Origin of the sequence: Kosakonia oryziphila (assembly GCF_900094795.1) — a bacterium.
Taxonomy (GTDB): domain Bacteria; phylum Pseudomonadota; class Gammaproteobacteria; order Enterobacterales; family Enterobacteriaceae; genus Kosakonia; species Kosakonia oryziphila.
This window is the reverse complement of sequence record NZ_FMBC01000044.1, coordinates 1-17,362: the sequence shown is the minus strand read 5'-3', so window position 1 is coordinate 17,362 and position 17,362 is coordinate 1. Positions and strand designations below refer to the sequence as shown.

Here is a 17,362-nt window from a genome sequence, read left to right as displayed (position 1 = left end):
GACGTCAAATGTACTGAAACGCCGCATTCTACACTACAACCACAATGCGGGGAAATGCCAGAAAGTGAAGCCATTACCGCAAGGCGAAAAGGGAAATTACGGACGATTTTCAGTAGTGGCAATATCGACGCGAATCATCTCTGGCGGCAAGCCTACGCTTAAGATCACTGGTTGCCATTCACTACGGGTAGCCAGCTTTGGCGACAGCCCGCGCGCGAGTAAAAAGCCACCAATACCGCCCAGCACCGCACCGCACAGCGCCGCGATATCGGCAGCAAACAGCGACTGGAAAATGGCGCCCACGGCAAACAGCCCCACCAGTGGCGACATATACACCAGCATGGCGGAGCTCAGCAAGCTGGCTTCGGCAATGCCCAGCTCCACTTTTTGCCCCGCCACCAGCGGTTGTTCGCAAGGAACAGCAATGGTGTGCGTTGTTTGCGGGCCCAGTTTATTCAGCACACGGCTACCGCAACCTGCACGGGAAGCACAGCTGCTACAGGATGCTTTGACATCACATTCGACCAGCGCGTTACCATTTTGCCAGGAAATGACAGTCGCCCACTCTTTAATCATTGTGCGGCCTTGAATTTAAGGCTGTCCGCAATGCGTTTTGCAGTTTGCGGTGGCAATTCGCCGACAACAGTAATTTCCGCGTTATCGCGAACCGTGGTCATCACAGTGCGTCGACCGGTACGCAGTAACTGTTCGGCACTGTTCTGATTGGCCGGGCTGATGTTAACTGAGAAGCTGAATAAACCATCAGAATAAAGACGCGATTCAACCGGCATCTCAAGTGTTGGCAATTTACGGCGGCTGCTGGAGACCAGCTCAAAACCCTGCGGCACCCAGGATGGCATCCAGTTAAAATCAGCCTTATCGCCAACCGGTAATGACAACAACGGTGGCAGACTGGCTTTTGCCAGTGTCTGCATATTGCTGGTAACCTGGTCATTGACCGAGAATGCGATGACGCGGAACTGTTCAAGGGTTTCGCCATCGCGATCGAGCAGGTCGACACGCATTGGCAGATGCGTCTCCTCATCCATCCAGACGATATAACTGTACCGGGTGCCATCGCGCGCCACTACGCGGATCACTTCGCACAGCCTGTCAGCAATGCGCGTACGGCCCACTGAGATGAAGTCATAGTAAGGGGAAAGACGTTTGAAATCGCTATAAACCAGCGACGGCATCGAATCGACAATATAGTTGCCGTTGAGCGTAAAGGGCTCAAGACCAGGTTCAAAGTAGCTGATCTCACTGCCCCGCTGCACCACTTCCCGACGTGGACCGTCCATCTGCAATAGCTGTGCAATCGGTTGGTCATTCACACGTACATGGCGGTAGCGTAAAGACTCTACTCCCTGCTTATTAATACTGATAAAAGAGAGTTCGTAGTTGAGTGACTGACTCGCCACATTCATTTGCTGTAACAACGCCCCGGATGAAACATCAGCCGAGGCGTTGACAGAGAAGAACAGGCCAGTAGCCACAAAAGACATGGCACACCAAAGTTGCTTCATTACTGCGATTGCGTTCCTAAAGTTTGATTTCCCGGCACCTGTACAGCGGCCTGCTGCGTTTGCGCCTGCTCAAACTGAAGCTGTTCGGAGTGCAGACGGCGTTGCAGTTCGTAATCCTGCAACATCGCATTAATGCGACGACGCTGTTCCTGCACCTGTTGTTGCTGACCGGCGTTTGCCGATGCATCAGAAGGAACCCCCAAACTTACCGGACTGGCTTTACCCATCATCGGCAGCGTATTAAACACTGGAGCTTCGGGCTGTTGGGTTGATTCAGTCGAGCCATTATAGTGCTGGACTCCAACAATAACAGCAAGCGATATGCATGCCGCTACGCCCATTTGGGTCAGTTGGCTTGCCCACGGGCGAACCTTGTGCCAGAACGGCATCTTCTGCCATTGGTGCGGTGCAGGCTGCGCTTCTGGAATCAACGGCGTTGTGGTTTCAACGGCATCGTTCTCAATCGCGGCCATCACGCGGGCGGAGATATCGAAATGGAGGAGATCGGCCGTATCACCGCGCATAGAGTCGCGAATCAGGTGATAGCTCTCCCAGGTTCTCTGCATTTCAGGATCGCGGGTCAGCTCTGCGAGCAGCTCGCTATCCAGCGTTTCGCCATCCATTAAAGCGGAAAGTTGTTCTTTCTGCATGCCTAATACCTTTTTCAGTATCCCGCTATCGTCAACGCCTGATAAGCGGTTGAACTTTATTATCAATAGCTTCACGCGCACGGAAGATACGTGAACGCACTGTACCAACCGGACAATCCATGATGACCGCAATCTCTTCGTAACTCAGGCCATCCAACTCCCGCAACGTAATTGCCATGCGTAAATCTTCCGGGAGCGACTCAATGGTACGAAAAACTATTTGTCTCAGTTCTTCTGACAACATTAAGTTCTCAGGGTTCGAAATTTCTTTCAGTGCACCGCCACTTTCGAAGTTTTCTGCATCAATAGCGTCCACATCACTGGATGGCGGCCTGCGCCCTTGGGCGACCAGGTAATTTTTCGCTGTGTTAACAGCAATTCGGTATAACCAGGTATAAAAAGCACTATCTCCCCTGAACGAATCAAGCGCGCGATAGGCCTTTATAAATGATTCTTGTACGACATCAGGTACATCGCCTGAAGGGACATACCGGGAAACCAGACTCGCCACTTTATGCTGGTAGCGCACTACCAGTAAGTTAAACGCTTTCTGATCTCCTTTTTGGACCCTTTCGACAAGAACCTGATCCGTTAACTGCTCGCTCATCCGAGGTAAAATCTCCCCAAAACCAATTTCCACGCGTATCCAGAAACGCCACTCCAATACTGCAATATGAGCAAGCAGCCAATTAGAGCCCAGGTTTACAGTAAAGTTCCGTTACGCCATTGTTTTTGTGTATCGTTCGCAAAAAATCATTATCACTCATTATAAGTCTGCAAACGCTGAACACTGTGTTTTCTCAAAGAAAAGACCTTAAGATCGCCAGAGAGTAACTCAATAGTGGTTTTTTTTCACCTCTAATACACCTTCACTAACGATTTGCATCTTAACTATTTTTTCCGCTTATGACAGATGCTGGCACAAAGGTTATGTTTAGCCATTAATACAACCCTTGCAAAAAAGAGTGATCTTTCTCCGGACACGGTGCTATGCTCAGCAAACATTGTTTAGTAAATTAAACACAGATCATGAAAACAACGCCTGAACTCTCCTGTGATGTGCTGGTTGTCGGTAGCGGCGCCGCCGGTCTTTCAGTGGCTTTACGTCTGGCTGCACAACACAAAGTCATCGTCTTAAGTAAGGGGCCAATCAGTGAAGGCTCAACATTTTATGCTCAGGGCGGCATTGCAGCCGTTTTTGACGAAACAGACAGCGTTGAATCCCATGTGGAAGATACGCTGATTGCTGGCGCAGGAATTGTTGAACGTCACGCGGCAGAATTTGTCGCCAGCAATGCGCGTTCCTGCGTACAGTGGCTTATCGATCAAGGGGTGTTATTTGACACCGAGGTCGCCGCAAATGGCGAGTCCAGCTACCATCTGACGCGCGAAGGCGGGCACAGCCATCGCCGCATCCTTCATGCCGCTGATGCCACCGGTAAAGCGGTGGAAAATACCCTGGTCAGCAAGGCCTTTAACCATCCGAATATTCGCGTACTCGAACGCTGCAATGCGGTGGATTTGATTATTTCGGACAAAATCGGTCTTCCGGGTACGCGTCGCGTCGTTGGAGCATGGGTGTGGAACCGAAATAAAGAACAGGTGGAAACCTGCCAGGCAAAGGCGGTAGTGCTGGCGACCGGCGGCGCATCAAAAGTCTATCAATACACCACCAACCCTGATATCTCCTCCGGTGACGGCATCGCCATGGCGTGGCGCGCTGGTTGCCGGGTAGCGAACCTGGAATTTAACCAGTTCCATCCCACTGCGCTGTTTCATCCGCAGGCGCGCAGCTTCCTGCTCAGCGAAGCGCTGCGCGGTGAAGGAGCCTGGTTGAAACGTCCGGACGGTACGCGTTTTATGCCAGATTTTGATCCGCGTGGCGAACTGGCTCCGCGTGATGTCGTCGCCCGCGCTATAGATCATGAAATGAAGCGCCTCGGTGTGGACTGCATGTACCTCGATATTAGCCATAAACCCGCAGAATTTATTCGTCATCACTTTCCGATGATTTATGAAAAATTGCTGGGTCTGGGGATCGATTTGACCAAAGAACCTGTGCCAATAGTGCCTGCTGCGCACTACACCTGCGGCGGCGTGATGGTTGACGATCACGGACGTAGCGATGTCGATGGCCTCTACGCCGTGGGCGAAGTGAGCTATACCGGCCTGCACGGCGCGAACCGCATGGCATCGAATTCACTGCTTGAATGTCTGGTGTACGGTTGGTCGGCAGCGGAAGACATTGCCCTCCGCATGCCACATGCACATGCCATTCCGGCGCTGCCAGCCTGGGATGAAAGCCGCGTCGACGACGCCGATGAGCGGGTTATTCTGCAACATAATTGGCACGAACTGCGGCTGTTTATGTGGGATTACGTGGGTATCGTACGTACCACAAAACGGCTTGAACGCGCGATGCGCCGCATTACCTTGTTGCAGCAGGAAATTGACGAGTACTACGCCAATTTCCGCGTCTCTAATAATCTGCTGGAGCTGCGTAACCTGGTACAGGTAGCCGAGCTGATTGTACGCTGCGCGATGCAGCGCAAAGAGAGCCGCGGGTTGCATTACACATTGGATTACCCCGAACAGCTTGCGGAATCCGGCCCGACGGTACTTTCGCCGCGCAATTACATAAACAAGTAGAAGCTCTGGGTCAGCGCGGTATAGCTGTCAGAATAGCGCTGATCCGGCCCGCGAATCGCCAGCCGGTCGACGAACATGTCACCGGCACGCGGCGAGAACGCCAGCAGGACACGATGCGGTAAACGGCTTTCCGTTTCTGACACATCGGTTCGCAAACGTAAATGCCAGCCGATACCAAGCGCTTTCTGCGTGAAAAGTTCGCTGGCTTCAATCGGCAATACAACACAGAAAAAGCCTTCTTCCGTCACCAGTGTGGCAGCAATTTCCAGTAATGACTGATGATTCAATGTGGCAGTATAGCGCGCGCGATCGCGTTCTGGCGTCGCACATTTCACCCCTTCGTCAAAATAGGGAGGATTGCTGACAATCAGATCGTAACGTACCGTATTCTCATTGCTCCACTGGCGAATATCAGCCTCGTGAACTGTGATACGATCTGCCCACGGTGATGCCAGCACATTTTCCTGCGCCTGCGAAGCAGCCTGCTCATCAAGTTCGACGGCATCAATGGCCACCGTCGGCCCGGTTCGCTGCGCCAGCATCAGCGCCAGCAGACCGCTGCCCGTGCCAATATCCAGCACATGCCGGGCTTTCGATACCGGCGACCAGGCACCCAACATCAAACCATCAGTGCCTACTTTCATGGCGCAACGATCGTGTGCGACAAAGAATTCTTTAAACGTGAAACCGTCACGGCGCAACTGAGCCTTTGACTGAGACATCTTTACTACCTCAATACGGAAACAAGCGTAGCATAGGCGAAAGCAATGCGCCGGAAAAGCGGTAAGCAGACAACAGATGAAGATTCCAGCCGTAACGTCTATAATCAGCGCCCCACACAGAGGTAGATCATGACTGTAACGACTTTTTCCGAACTCGAACTTGACGACAGCCTGCTGGACGCGCTCCAGGATAAAGGCTTTACGCGCCCAACCGCCATCCAGGCAGCTGCCATTCCGCCTGCGCTTGAGGGGCGTGACGTCCTTGGCTCTGCGCCTACTGGTACCGGTAAAACGGCGGCCTATCTGCTGCCAGCGTTGCAACACCTTCTGGACTTTCCACGTAAGAAATCCGGCCCGCCGCGTATTCTGATCCTGACGCCAACCCGCGAGCTGGCAATGCAGGTTGCTGATCATGCCCGAGAACTGGCGGCGAATACCCATCTGGATATCGCTACCATTACTGGCGGCGTCGCCTACATGAACCACGCCGAAGTGTTCAGCGAAAACCAGGATATCGTGGTTGCCACCACCGGCCGCTTGCTGCAATACATTAAAGAAGAGAACTTCGACTGTCGCGCAGTAGAAACGTTGATCCTCGATGAAGCCGATCGCATGCTGGATATGGGTTTCGCCCAGGATATCGAGCACATTGCGGGTGAAACTCGCTGGCGCAAGCAGACTATGCTCTTCTCCGCAACGCTTGAAGGCGATGCGATCAAAAATTTCGCTGAACGTCTGTTGGAAGATCCGGTAGAAGTCTCCGCCACACCGTCAACGCGCGAACGTAAGAAAATCCACCAATGGTACTACCGCGCCGACAACCTTGAACACAAAACCGCTCTGCTGATACACCTACTGAAACAACCAGAAGTCAGCCGTTCTATCGTCTTCGTGCGTAAACGTGAACGCGTACATGAGCTGGCAGGCTGGCTGCGCGAAGCGGGCATCAATAACTGCTATCTCGAAGGCGAGATGGTACAGGTGAAACGTAACGAAGCGATCAAACGTCTGACCGATGGTCGCGTCAATGTGCTTATTGCTACCGATGTTGCTGCGCGTGGTATCGACATTCCGGATGTCAGCCACGTCATTAACTTCGATATGCCACGCAGTGGCGACACCTACCTGCACCGTATTGGCCGCACTGGCCGCGCCGGCCGCAAAGGCGCAGCCATTTCCCTGGTTGAAGCGCACGATCACCTGTTGCTGGGCAAAGTAGGCCGTTATGTTGAAGAGCCGCTGAAAGCGCGCGTCGTGGACGAACTGCGCCCGACAACGCGAGTACCAAGCGAGAAGCTGAAAGGCAAGCCATCGAAAAAAGTGCTGGCCAAACGCGAAGAGAAGAAAAAAGAGAAAGAAAAAGAGAAGCCTCGTGTGAAGCAACGCCATCGCGATACCAAAAACATCGGTAAGCGACGCAAGCCCAGCGCAGTGAGCAGCGAGCCGCAAAAAACAGAAGAGTAAAAAAATGCCGGGATATCCCGGCATTTTTTATATCAGCCTGAAATTACAGGCTTTCAGTAAAGGTACGAGCAATAACGTCGCGCTGCTGTTCCGGCGTCAGCGAGTTAAAACGTACTGCATAACCGGATACACGAATGGTCAGTTGCGGGTATTTTTCCGGATGTTCAACGGCATCAAGCAGCGTTTCACGACGCAGAACGTTCACGTTCAGATGCTGACCGCCTTCCACACGCACTTCCGGTTTCACTTCCATCGGAATTTCACGATATTCGATAGCGCCCAGTTTGTTGACTGCAACGACTTCATCTTCCGCGAAACCACCTTTTGCACAAACGCAACGTGCTTCGCCTTTTTCGCTATCAAGCAGCCAGAACGAGTTTAGCAGGTTGTTGTTTGCAGCTTTAGTAATCTGGATACCAGTAATCATGATTTGCCTCCCTTCGGCACATTATTCGATTAGCCGGTTTTCCCGGCCAATTGGTAAAACCATTGTTGTCTGATTGTTTATATACCAGTCTGACACCCCGTATTCTTTGATTTAAATCAACAAAAACCACACAGTAAAAATGGTTATTAGGCAATACACTTGTTTTATATCAAGTTACGCGTTTCAAACAACCTTAAAAATTTTTGTAAATTTTCAATTTTTTTTAGTGAATTCAGCAAAAGCCGATGGTGAATTTTGTTATGCCACAAGAAGCAGTTAAGCTATGGGGAACCAACTTCGCAGGAGAGCGGGATGACCACCTCATTAACATGGCATGATGTGCTGGCAGAAGAAAAACAGCAGTCCTACTTTATCAATACCCTCAGTACGGTTGCGGCTGAGCGGCAGTCCGGAATGACCATCTACCCACCGCAGAAAGATGTGTTTAACGCTTTCCGTTTTACCGAACTGGGCGATGTTAAAGTGGTGATTTTGGGGCAGGATCCCTATCACGGTCCTGGTCAGGCACACGGTCTGGCATTTTCTGTGCGCCCGGGGATCGCCATCCCACCTTCCCTGTTGAATATGTATAAAGAGTTGGAAAACACCATCCCTGGCTTCGTACGACCACAGCATGGTTATCTGGAGAGCTGGGCGCGCCAGGGCGTATTGTTACTCAATACCGTGCTGACAGTACGTGCCGGCCAGGCGCACTCACATGCCAGTCTCGGCTGGGAAACCTTTACCGACAAAGTGATCGCGCTGATTAATGAACATCGGGAAGGCATTGTGTTTTTGCTCTGGGGTTCGCATGCGCAGAAGAAAGGGGCGATTATCGACAAATCCCGCCACCATGTTTTACGTGCGCCGCACCCGTCGCCACTCTCTGCGCATCGCGGTTTCTTTGGTTGTAATCACTTTGTGCTGGCAAATCAGTGGCTGGAGCAGCATGGAGAACAGCCTATCGACTGGATGCCGACATTGCCCGCGGAAACCGAGTAAAAAAAGCCAGCGTTGCGGGCTGCCCTCATAAAGGCGCTGGCTCTTTTAATCTACTGGCTAACGTCAGTCTCAGGCTCAGGCTTTGTTCTGCCGCCACCATTCTGCCAGCAGCACGCCGGTTGCCACAGAAACATTGAGACTTTCAACGTTGCCAGTACCATCAATCGAGACACTCAGATCCGTGCGGGAAAGCGCCGCATCAGATAACCCATCGCGCTCCTGGCCTAGTACCAGCACCATTTTTTTCGGTAATGCCGCTTTGAACAGCGGCGTACCGTTGTGACTGGAAGTCGTTACCAGCGCATAACCTGCCTGACGGAACTCTTCCAATGCATCGACAAAGCTGTCGCCAGTAATTGCCTGAACGTGTTCGGCTCCGCCTTCTGCGGTACGCACTGCCGCACCGGATTCAATCACCGCAGCATCCTGCAACACCACACCTTTGACGCCAAAGTGCGCGCAGCTACGCATAATCGCACCGAGGTTATGCGGGTTGCCAACATCTTCGAGCGCCAGTACACAATCCTCTTCACCGGCACTTGCCACCCATTTCTGCACGCTTAATCCATTGCGTTTTTTGATCAGGAAACAGACACCGCCGTGATGTTCCGTACCGGACGCTTTCTCCAGTTCTTCGTCATCCACCACATGATAAGCTTTGCGGTTTGCCGCCATCCAGCGCAGGGCTTCTTTAAAACGCGGCGTTACACTCTGCACAAACCAAGCGCGAACAATGGATTCAGGACGGCTGCTGAACAGCGCCTGGCAGGCGTTTTCGCCGTATACGCGCGTCTCTTCTGCGCGCTGGCGACGCAGCACTTCGGGATCGATAAAGCTTTTACCGCTGATACCGCCATGATCCGGTTTTTCAGGCGTGTCGTCGCCCGGCGCGCGGGAAACAGTACGCCATGGGGAATCACTACGCTCATTGTAATTGTCTCGCTGCGGGCGGCGACTGTTGTTGTCGCGGGCAGAACGGTTTCTGTCATCACGGCCAGGGCGGCCACGATCATCGCGGGCAGTACGACGGTCATCTCCGGCACGAGACGACGATCCTGCTCGTGCTGGCCCTTTCCCGGTGCGTGGGTTTTGGCCACGTTTATCGGAATCATCATCACTGCGGACATACATCACTTTGACCTTGCCGCTTTTGTTCTTTAATTCATCGTTCATGCTTTTCTCCACCAGCGCTGCGCGAAGCGCGCAGATTACCTGATGTCCTTGCGCTTCGCCATTAATTCGTTCAAAAGCTATCGACTATTGTATTCATTGAACAAAACGCATTGTCGTTTAAGAGCTTCTTATTAATAATATGTAACATAGTAGAAACATACCGGCAGTCATGCCGCTCTGTACCATCGCTTTTCCTGAGGTTAGTTATGAATACCGTATGTGCAAGCTGTCAGGCGCTGAACCGCATTCCCGAAGAGAGAATGAACGACGGTGCAAAATGTGGACGCTGTGGACACGAGCTGTTCGATGGAGATGTGATCAATGCTACTGGTGAAACGCTGGATAAATTGCTGAAAGACGATCTGCCCGTGGTCGTTGATTTCTGGGCACCATGGTGCGGCCCATGCCGTAGTTTTGCGCCGATTTTTGAAGATGTGGCGGAAGAACGCAACGGTAAAGTGCGATTTGTCAAAGTAAACACCGAAGCTGAACGTGAACTGAGCGCACGATTCCGCATTCGCAGTATTCCAACCATTATGCTGTTCAAGAATGGTGAAGTTGTCGACATGCTTAGCGGCGCCATGCCGAAAGCACCGTTCGACAGTTGGCTCAACGAATCGCTGTGATCCCGTCGGGGCGCATCTTGTGCCCCGTTTCCGGCTCTGCGACAATGGCGTTTTTATTGCGCAATCCCCATGACCGAAAACGCTGTTCTTCGACTCCGCGCCGAACGTCTTGCCCGTTCGACGCGTCCGTTCCTTGCCCGTGGTAACCGTATCCGTCGCTGCCAGCGTTGCCTGTTGCCGCTACGACAGTGTCTGTGTGAAACGTTAAAACCCGCGACCGCCAACAGCCGTTTCTGTCTGGTGATGTTTGATACCGAACCGATGAAGCCGAGCAATACCGGAAGGTTGATTGCTGACGTGCTACCCAATACGCTGGCTTTTCAGTGGTCGCGCACCGAACCGCCGCAGGCGCTTATCGATCTCTGCCGCTGTGAGGCGTACCAGCCAATGGTGGTGTTTCCCGCCTCTTATGCGGGCAGTGAACGGCAAGTGCTGAGCTCGCCGCCGACAGGTAAACCGCCACTGTTTATTATGCTGGACGGTACCTGGACTGAAGCGCGAAAAATGTTTCGCAAAAGCCCTTATCTGGATGCACTGCCAGTTATCTCTGTGGATCTCTCGCGCGTTTCCGCTTACCGCCTACGGGAAGCACATGCCGACGATCAATATTGCACCGCAGAAGTGGCGATTGCGTTGCTGGATATCGCGCACGACAACAAGGCCGCACAGGCGCTTGGCGAACATTTCACGCTCTTTCGCGAACGTTATCTGGCAGGGAAAACCCACCATCCATCCGCTATCACAGCAAACACAACCGAAAACGTTTAAAATCATCGGATCTCTCTTAAGCGGAGGCCGGTATGAGCCAACGAGGGCTGGAAGCGTTATTGCGTCCCCGATCGATTGCGGTGGTGGGCGCGTCAATGAAGGCGGATCGCGCAGGTTTTCTGATGATGCGCAATTTACTGGCGGGAGGTTTTGCCGGGCCGGTATTGCCGGTTACGCCCGCCTATAAAGCGGTTCAGGGCGTGCTGGCCTGGCCGGATGTCGCCAGCCTACCGTTTACGCCCGATCTCGCGGTGCTGTGCACACATGCCAAACGCAACCTTGAACTACTTGATGCGCTGGGGCAAAAAGGCTGCAAAACCTGCATTATTCTCTCTGCGCCTCCCGATCAGCATCCACTTCTTCTGGCCTGCGCTGCACGCTACCAGATGCGATTGCTCGGCCCGAACAGCCTCGGTTTGCTTGCACCGTGGCAGGGACTGAACGCCAGTTTTTCGCCAGTGCCGATTACGCGCGGCAAACTGGCGTTTATCTCCCAATCAGCGGCAGTGTCGAATACGATCCTCGACTGGGCACAACAAAGAGAAATGGGATTCTCTTACTTCATCGCACTTGGCGATAGCCTGGATATCGATGTTGACGAGCTGCTGGATTTTCTCGCGCGGGATAGTAAAACCAGCGCCATTCTGCTGTATCTGGAACATTTAAGCGATGCGCGTCGCTTTGTCTCTGCTGCCCGCAGCGCATCGCGAAATAAACCTATCCTGGTTATCAAAAGCGGCCGCAGCCCGGAAGCACAGCGATTATTGCAGGTGCATTCCGGTCTTGATCCTGCATGGGACGCGGCGATTCAGCGAGCCGGTTTGCTGCGTGTCCAGGATACACATGAACTGTTTTCCGCAGTAGAAACACTCAGTCATATGCGCCCTCTGCGCGGCGAGCGCCTGATGATCGTCAGTAATGGCGCCGCGCCGGCAGCGCTGGCGCTGGATGAACTTTGGCTGCGTAATGGCAAACTGGCCGCGCTCAGCGAAGAGACGCTGTCCCGTTTGCACACGGCGTTACCGGATTCCGTCGTCCCCGATAACCCGCTTGATTTACGCGATGATGCCAGTAATGAGCGCTATGTCGCGGCGCTTAATATTTTGCTCGACAGCCAGGATTACGACGCGTTGATGGTGATCCATGCACCCAGCGCCGCCGCACCGGGCAGTGAAAGCGCAGTAACCTTGATCGACGCACTGAACAAACATCCGCGCGGGAAATATGTGACTGTTCTGACCAACTGGTGCGGAGAGTTTTCTTCGCAGGAAGCGCGACGCCTGTTCAGCGAAGCGGGTTTACCCACTTACCGCACACCGGAAGGCACCATCACTGCGTTTATGCATATGGTGGAGTATCGCCGCAACCAGAAACAACTCCGCGAAACACCCGCAATATCCCTCAGCATGGCGGCGAATACCGCCGAAGCACACCATCTGTTACAGCAAGCGCTGATGGAGGGTGCAACAACGCTGGATACTCATGAAGTCCAGCCGATTTTAGGCGCCTGGGGGCTGCAAACACTGCCGACATGGATTGCCAACGACAGCGCTGAAGCCGTACACATTGCCGAACAGATTGGTTACCCGGTCGCCTTAAAACTGCGTTCACCGGATATTCCTCACAAATCCGAAGTCCAGGGGGTGATGCTTTATCTGCGCACGGCGAACGAGGTGCAGCAGGCAGCGGATGCGATTATTGATCGTGTGAAGATGAACTGGCCGCAGGCGCGTATTCACGGTTTGCAGGTGCAAAGCATGGCAAACCGCGCGGGTGCGCAGGAACTACGGGTGGTTGTTGAACATGATCCTGTGTTCGGCCCGTTGATTATGTTAGGCGAAGGCGGCGTTGAGTGGCGCGCAGAAGATCAGGCCGCCGTTGCATTGCCGCCGCTGAACATGAACCTCGCCCGTTATCTGGTGATTCAGGCGATTAAAAGTAAAAAGATCCGCGGGCGTAGTGCGTTACGATCGCTGGATGTCGTTGGGTTAAGCCAGTTTCTGGTGCAGGTTTCGAATCTGATTGTTGATTGCCCGGAAATTGAGCGGCTGGATATTCATCCTTTACTTGCCTCCGGTAGCGATTTCACCGCGCTGGATGTGACCATGACCATTGCCCCCGTTGCCGGAAACGGTGAAACACGTCTCGCTATTCGTCCCTATCCTCAACATCTGGAAGAAGAGGTTGAGATGAAAAACGGCGAGCAGTGCCTGTTCCGCCCGATTCTTCCAGAAGATGAGCCTCAGCTACGGCACTTTATCGCCCAGGTGACAAAAGAGGATCTTTACTACCGCTATTTTAGCGAGATCAACGAATTTACCCATGATGATTTAGCGAATATGACACAGATCGACTACGATCGGGAAATGGCTTTTGTTGCAGTACGACGCATAGATCAGGGTGAAGAAATTCTGGGCGTTACACGTGCGATTTCCGACCCGGATAATATTGACGCTGAATTTGCTGTGCTGGTTCGCTCCGATTTGAAAGGGCTGGGGCTTGGCCGACGTTTACTTGAGAAGCTTATCAGTTATACCCGGGATCACGGACTTAAGCGCTTGAATGGTATTACTATGCCCAACAATCGCGGTATGGTGACGCTGGCGCGTAAACTGGGATTTGACGTTGATATTCAGCTGGAAGATGGCATTGTTGGATTGTCTCTCCAACTGATGAAGACGGAGCAATCCTGAGTAAGGCACTGGAAATGTTGACGACTTTGGCAGGCGCGGTGTTATTATTGCCCGCTTATGTCGTCTGCATGGTACAGAAGACCCTTCAATAAACAGAGAAGAAACGCACTGTGATGTTGTCAAAATTTAAGCGTAATAAACATCAACAACACCTTGCCCAACTCCCCAAGATTGCTCAGTCAGTTGATGACATAGAGTTTTTCTACTCACCCACTGATTTCAGGGAGACGCTACTGGCGAAAATCGCCAGTGCTACGCGTCGGATCTATATCATTGCCCTGTACCTGGAGCAGGACGATGGCGGGAAGGGAATTCTGCACGCGCTGTATGAAGCCAAGCGCCAGCGCCCGGAACTGGATGTCTGTGTGCTTGTCGACTGGCACCGCGCCCAGCGTGGCCGCATTGGCGCAGCAGCATTGAACACCAACGCTGACTGGTATTGCCGCCTCGCTCAGGAAAACCCGGACGTTGTGGTTCCGGTCTATGGTGTTCCTGTGAATACGCGTGAAGCCCTCGGAGTGCTGCATTTCAAAGGATTTATCATTGATGACAGCGTACTTTACAGCGGTGCAAGCCTCAATGACGTCTATTTACATCAGCACGATAAATATCGTTATGACCGCTATCAGCTGATCCGCAACCCACAAATGGCGGATATCATTCGTAACTGGGTCGATCAAAACCTGATTCAGGGACGCGGCGTAAATCGTCTTGATAATGCTCAGCGTCCGAAAAGCCCGGAAATCAAAAATGATATTCGTCTGTTCCGTCAGGAGCTGCGTGATGCTACGTACCATTTCCAGGGCAATGCGGATAACGATCAACTGGCGGTCACGCCGCTGGTCGGTCTGGGTAAATCCAGCCTGCTGAACAAAACTATTTTCCATCTGATGCCGTGTGCAGAGCACAAGCTGACGATTTGTACCCCTTATTTCAACCTGCCTGCGGTGCTGGTGCGTAACATTATTCAGTTATTGCGCGAGGGTAAAAAAGTGGAAATTATCGTTGGCGACAAAACGGCTAACGACTTTTTCATTCCGGAAGATGAACCGTTCAAAATCATCGGCGCGCTACCTTATTTGTATGAAATCAATCTGCGTCGCTTCCTGAGCAGACTACAGTATTACGTTAACACCGATCAGTTAGTTGTGCGTTTATGGAAAGACGACGATAACACCTATCACCTGAAAGGAATGTGGGTGGACGACGAATGGATCCTGCTGACAGGTAACAACCTGAACCCCCGCGCCTGGCGGCTGGATCTGGAAAACGCCATCCTGATTCACGATCCGAAACATGAATTGGCGGCTCAGCGCGACAAAGAGCTGGAGCTTATCCGCACGCATACTACCATGGTGAATCATTATCGTGATTTGCAAAGCATCGCAGATTATCCGGTGAAGGTACGCAAACTTATTCGCCGATTGCGCCGTATCCGCATAGATAAGCTGATAAGTCGTATTCTTTAAATAATTAAGCCCTGTCGTGTGATGGGGCTTTTTTTCGGGTCTGCTGATGAAATACATGCTGATAGCAAGTCTGGTGCTACTGACGGGTTGTAGTCATATGGCGAATGATAGCTGGAGTGGGCAAGATAAGGCGCAGCATTTTCTTGCTTCCGCCATGCTTTCTGCCGCTGGTAACGAGGTAGCGCAACATCAGGGATATAGCCGCGATCGCAGCGCAATGGTAGGGCTGATGTTTTCAATTAGCCTTGGCGCATCGAAGGAGCTTTGGGACAGCCGCCCGGCAGGGAGCGGCTGGAGCTGGAAAGATTTCGCATGGGATGTTGCCGGCGCCGCAACGGGTTATACCGTGTGGCAACTGGCAAGTCACTAAAGACGAATGCCTTTTCCTTTGCGATGAAGCATAAGCGAGACCAGAAACGCTAACGCTCCCAGCACAGTGACGTACCAGAAAAAAGCGGTTTCGACACCGAATGACTTCAACGACAATGCGACATATTCCGCCGAACCGCCAAATAAGGCATTCGCCACGGCATAAGAAAGCCCGACTCCGAGAGCCCGCACCTGTGCGGGAAACATTTCTGCTTTCAGGATCCCACTGATCGAGGTGTAAAAGCTGACGATCACCAGCGCCAGCATCACCAGAGCAAATGCCGCGTATGGCGACGTGACACTGTGCAACGCACTGAGGATCGGTACAGTGCACACCATTGAAAGACCGCCAAACAGCAGCATTGATGTGCGACGCCCAATTTTGTCAGATAAAGCACCGATAATCGGTTGAATTAGCATAAAGACAAATAGAGCTATAGTCATAATGATGCTGGCAACGTTTGCGTGCATACCCGCCGTATTAACCAGATATTTCTGCATATAAGTGGTGAAGGTATAAAACGCCAGCGATCCTCCCGCCGTGAACCCAAGCACCATCAGAAAAGCTTTACGGTTGCGCCATAATCCTTTCATTGAACCAGCTTCTTTTAAAGCCCGAACTTCTTGCTGCGATGTTTCATCCAGTTGGCGGCGTAGCCAAAGTGCAACGATGGCCAGCACTGCACCAATGGCAAAGGGGATACGCCAGCCCCATGCGCGTAATTCTGCATCATCAAGAATCTGTTGCAGGATCACGACAACCAGTAGCGCCAGCAATTGCCCACCAATCAGCGTAACATACTGAAATGATGCGTAAAAACCTTTTCTTCCTTCCACGGCGACTTCGCTCATATAGGTCGCGCTGGTGCCGTACTCGCCGCCGACTGAAAGCCCCTGAAACAAACGGGCAATCAGCAATAGTGCTGGAGCCCAGGTGCCGATTGCGGCATAACCTGGTAAACAGGCAATGACCAGAGATCCAAAGCACATCATGCAGACGGAGATCAGCATTGAGTTTTTACGCCCGCGGCGATCGGCGATTCGACCAAATAACCATCCGCCAATAGGGCGCATCAGAAAACCGGCGGCAAATACGCCTGCCGTTTGTAATAGCTGGGTTGTCGTATTTCCTGCCGGAAAAAATATATGAGCAAAATAGAGAGAACAAAAGGAGTAGACATAGAAATCAAACCACTCCACCAGGTTGCCCGATGAAGCGCCAATAATCGCCCACACCCTTCTGCGAGTATCGCTGCTGGTGAGCGATGCACGGGTTGTTATGCTGCTTTCAGCCATTCGAATGATACTCCTGCCAGAAACAGAGGTTACTTACCCATGGCGAATATCCTTGTCCACCACTGTGCAAAAATAGAAATGTTACATGTTTGTTATAATTTAAGTGTGATTTAAATCACGTTTTAGTTTAGCAAGATAACCAATTAAGAATATGACCTGACCAGGGGAAAAATAAAGCAAAAAATCTATGGTCACCCCCATTTTTGCAACACTGATTTTGATTAATGGTGGGCTTGCTTAAATCTATCCGGCGTCTATGTGGGCAAGGATGCCCGCGCCACGATGAGTTCCGCGCCTGATGAACCTGAAAAGCCCCCCGGCTTCAGTGAGCCATTTTTTGCGTGAGGTTTCTCATCAGGCCGATATGCCGTTCATGTCATCAATAACCAGTCTTCGCAAAACCAGATGGGTAACTACTTTTTAAGTACCTAAAAATCAATAGATTAAGTCAAGCCTGCATGTGGCAGGCCTGATATTCATTGCGGTTCGTCGTGATTGCCCACGCTATTCGCGCCAGTTTATTTGCCA

The 17,362-nt window shown here is 52.1% G+C and carries 16 protein-coding genes; 8 read left to right on the top strand and 8 right to left on the bottom strand.

What is annotated here, in order from left to right:
* Positions 1 to 96 precede the first annotated feature (96 nt).
* The 4 genes from rseC to rpoE are packed head-to-tail and all read right to left on the bottom strand — an operon-like array spanning position 97 to position 2,783.
* Positions 97 to 576 carry a SoxR-reducing system protein RseC gene (rseC, locus tag GA0061070_RS18540; RefSeq protein ID WP_090137479.1) on the bottom strand — a complete coding sequence of 160 codons (480 nt, stop codon included), beginning with the start codon at positions 574 to 576 and terminating at the stop codon, positions 97 to 99.
* Positions 573 to 1,526 (bottom strand): sigma-E factor regulatory protein RseB, encoded by a 954-nt coding sequence (gene rseB / locus GA0061070_RS18535; protein WP_090137478.1) that lies wholly within the window; start codon positions 1,524 to 1,526, stop codon positions 573 to 575. Before rseB ends, rseC begins: the two co-directional genes overlap by 4 nt.
* Positions 1,526 to 2,176 (bottom strand): anti-sigma-E factor RseA, encoded by a 651-nt coding sequence (rseA, locus tag GA0061070_RS18530; protein WP_090137477.1) that lies wholly within the window; start codon positions 2,174 to 2,176, stop codon positions 1,526 to 1,528. Before rseA ends, rseB begins: the two co-directional genes overlap by 1 nt.
* Positions 2,177 to 2,207: 31 nt before the next feature.
* The gene (gene rpoE, locus GA0061070_RS18525; RefSeq protein ID WP_010434081.1) at positions 2,208 to 2,783 is read right to left on the bottom strand and encodes an RNA polymerase sigma factor RpoE; all 576 of its coding nucleotides are present in this window, start codon (positions 2,781 to 2,783) and stop codon (positions 2,208 to 2,210) included.
* Between the two features lie 422 nt (positions 2,784 to 3,205).
* On the opposite strand from rpoE, the gene nadB reads away from it, so the two are divergent.
* Positions 3,206 to 4,825 carry an L-aspartate oxidase gene (nadB, locus tag GA0061070_RS18520; RefSeq protein WP_090137476.1) on the top strand — a complete coding sequence of 540 codons (1,620 nt, stop codon included), beginning with the start codon at positions 3,206 to 3,208 and terminating at the stop codon, positions 4,823 to 4,825.
* Here nadB and trmN read toward each other — a convergent pair.
* A complete protein-coding gene (trmN, locus tag GA0061070_RS18515) occupies positions 4,810 to 5,547 on the bottom strand; it encodes a tRNA(1)(Val) (adenine(37)-N(6))-methyltransferase TrmN (RefSeq protein ID WP_090137475.1) in 738 nt (245 codons plus the stop codon). The two genes, nadB and trmN, sit on opposite strands and share 16 nt — an antisense overlap.
* 129 nt (positions 5,548 to 5,676) lie before the next feature.
* On the opposite strand from trmN, the gene srmB reads away from it, so the two are divergent.
* A complete protein-coding gene (srmB, locus tag GA0061070_RS18510; RefSeq protein WP_090137474.1) occupies positions 5,677 to 7,011 on the top strand; it encodes an ATP-dependent RNA helicase SrmB in 1,335 nt (444 codons plus the stop codon).
* Positions 7,012 to 7,054: 43 nt separating this feature from the next.
* On the opposite strand, the gene grcA is transcribed toward srmB, so the two are convergent.
* Positions 7,055 to 7,438 (bottom strand): autonomous glycyl radical cofactor GrcA, encoded by a 384-nt coding sequence (gene grcA, locus GA0061070_RS18505; protein WP_090124446.1) that lies wholly within the window; start codon positions 7,436 to 7,438, stop codon positions 7,055 to 7,057.
* A gap of 312 nt (positions 7,439 to 7,750) precedes the next feature.
* Between grcA and ung the strand changes: the two genes are divergently transcribed.
* A complete protein-coding gene (gene ung, locus GA0061070_RS18500; protein ID WP_090137473.1) occupies positions 7,751 to 8,440 on the top strand; it encodes a uracil-DNA glycosylase in 690 nt (229 codons plus the stop codon).
* Between the two features lie 75 nt (positions 8,441 to 8,515).
* Here the strand turns inward: ung and GA0061070_RS18495 are convergent, their stop codons facing one another.
* Positions 8,516 to 9,613 carry a tRNA/rRNA methyltransferase gene (locus GA0061070_RS18495; protein ID WP_090137472.1) on the bottom strand — a complete coding sequence of 366 codons (1,098 nt, stop codon included), beginning with the start codon at positions 9,611 to 9,613 and terminating at the stop codon, positions 8,516 to 8,518.
* Between the two features lie 206 nt (positions 9,614 to 9,819).
* Between GA0061070_RS18495 and trxC the strand changes: the two genes are divergently transcribed.
* From trxC to GA0061070_RS18465, 5 genes are all read left to right on the top strand, one after another.
* On the top strand, positions 9,820 to 10,239 hold the full coding sequence (gene trxC / locus GA0061070_RS18485) for a thioredoxin TrxC (RefSeq protein WP_090137471.1): 420 nt from the start codon (positions 9,820 to 9,822) through the stop codon (positions 10,237 to 10,239).
* 69 nt (positions 10,240 to 10,308) lie between these two features.
* A complete protein-coding gene (locus tag GA0061070_RS18480) occupies positions 10,309 to 11,007 on the top strand; it encodes a tRNA-uridine aminocarboxypropyltransferase (protein ID WP_090137470.1) in 699 nt (232 codons plus the stop codon).
* 32 nt (positions 11,008 to 11,039) lie between these two features.
* Positions 11,040 to 13,700 (top strand): bifunctional acetate--CoA ligase family protein/GNAT family N-acetyltransferase, encoded by a 2,661-nt coding sequence (locus tag GA0061070_RS18475; RefSeq protein ID WP_090137469.1) that lies wholly within the window; start codon positions 11,040 to 11,042, stop codon positions 13,698 to 13,700.
* Between the two features lie 113 nt (positions 13,701 to 13,813).
* Positions 13,814 to 15,169: a CDP-diacylglycerol--serine O-phosphatidyltransferase gene (gene pssA / locus GA0061070_RS18470; RefSeq protein WP_090137468.1), complete on the top strand. Its 1,356-nt coding sequence runs from the start codon at positions 13,814 to 13,816 to the stop codon at positions 15,167 to 15,169.
* Positions 15,170 to 15,215: 46 nt separating this feature from the next.
* Positions 15,216 to 15,539 carry a YfiM family lipoprotein gene (locus GA0061070_RS18465; protein WP_090137467.1) on the top strand — a complete coding sequence of 108 codons (324 nt, stop codon included), beginning with the start codon at positions 15,216 to 15,218 and terminating at the stop codon, positions 15,537 to 15,539.
* Here the strand turns inward: GA0061070_RS18465 and GA0061070_RS18460 are convergent.
* On the bottom strand, positions 15,536 to 16,834 hold the full coding sequence (locus GA0061070_RS18460) for an MFS transporter (protein WP_090137466.1): 1,299 nt from the start codon (positions 16,832 to 16,834) through the stop codon (positions 15,536 to 15,538). The two genes, GA0061070_RS18465 and GA0061070_RS18460, sit on opposite strands and share 4 nt — an antisense overlap.
* Between the last annotated feature and the right edge of the window lie 528 nt (positions 16,835 to 17,362).

What these genes read in the sequence shown, in the direction of transcription:
- rseC (WP_090137479.1), bottom strand. Translation starts at nt 576, where the DNA reads ATGATTAAAGAGTGGGCGACTGTCATTTCCTGGCAAAATGGTAACGCG.
- rseB (WP_090137478.1), bottom strand. Translation starts at nt 1,526, where the DNA reads ATGAAGCAACTTTGGTGTGCCATGTCTTTTGTGGCTACTGGCCTGTTC.
- rseA (WP_090137477.1), bottom strand. Translation starts at nt 2,176, where the DNA reads ATGCAGAAAGAACAACTTTCCGCTTTAATGGATGGCGAAACGCTGGAT.
- rpoE (WP_010434081.1), bottom strand. Translation starts at nt 2,783, where the DNA reads ATGAGCGAGCAGTTAACGGATCAGGTTCTTGTCGAAAGGGTCCAAAAA.
- nadB (WP_090137476.1), top strand. Translation starts at nt 3,206, where the DNA reads ATGAAAACAACGCCTGAACTCTCCTGTGATGTGCTGGTTGTCGGTAGC.
- trmN (WP_090137475.1), bottom strand. Translation starts at nt 5,547, where the DNA reads ATGTCTCAGTCAAAGGCTCAGTTGCGCCGTGACGGTTTCACGTTTAAA.
- srmB (WP_090137474.1), top strand. Translation starts at nt 5,677, where the DNA reads ATGACTGTAACGACTTTTTCCGAACTCGAACTTGACGACAGCCTGCTG.
- grcA (WP_090124446.1), bottom strand. Translation starts at nt 7,438, where the DNA reads ATGATTACTGGTATCCAGATTACTAAAGCTGCAAACAACAACCTGCTA.
- ung (WP_090137473.1), top strand. Translation starts at nt 7,751, where the DNA reads ATGACCACCTCATTAACATGGCATGATGTGCTGGCAGAAGAAAAACAG.
- GA0061070_RS18495 (WP_090137472.1), bottom strand. Translation starts at nt 9,613, where the DNA reads ATGAACGATGAATTAAAGAACAAAAGCGGCAAGGTCAAAGTGATGTAT.
- trxC (WP_090137471.1), top strand. Translation starts at nt 9,820, where the DNA reads ATGAATACCGTATGTGCAAGCTGTCAGGCGCTGAACCGCATTCCCGAA.
- GA0061070_RS18480 (WP_090137470.1), top strand. Translation starts at nt 10,309, where the DNA reads ATGACCGAAAACGCTGTTCTTCGACTCCGCGCCGAACGTCTTGCCCGT.
- GA0061070_RS18475 (WP_090137469.1), top strand. Translation starts at nt 11,040, where the DNA reads ATGAGCCAACGAGGGCTGGAAGCGTTATTGCGTCCCCGATCGATTGCG.
- pssA (WP_090137468.1), top strand. Translation starts at nt 13,814, where the DNA reads ATGTTGTCAAAATTTAAGCGTAATAAACATCAACAACACCTTGCCCAA.
- GA0061070_RS18465 (WP_090137467.1), top strand. Translation starts at nt 15,216, where the DNA reads ATGAAATACATGCTGATAGCAAGTCTGGTGCTACTGACGGGTTGTAGT.
- GA0061070_RS18460 (WP_090137466.1), bottom strand. Translation starts at nt 16,834, where the DNA reads ATGGCTGAAAGCAGCATAACAACCCGTGCATCGCTCACCAGCAGCGAT.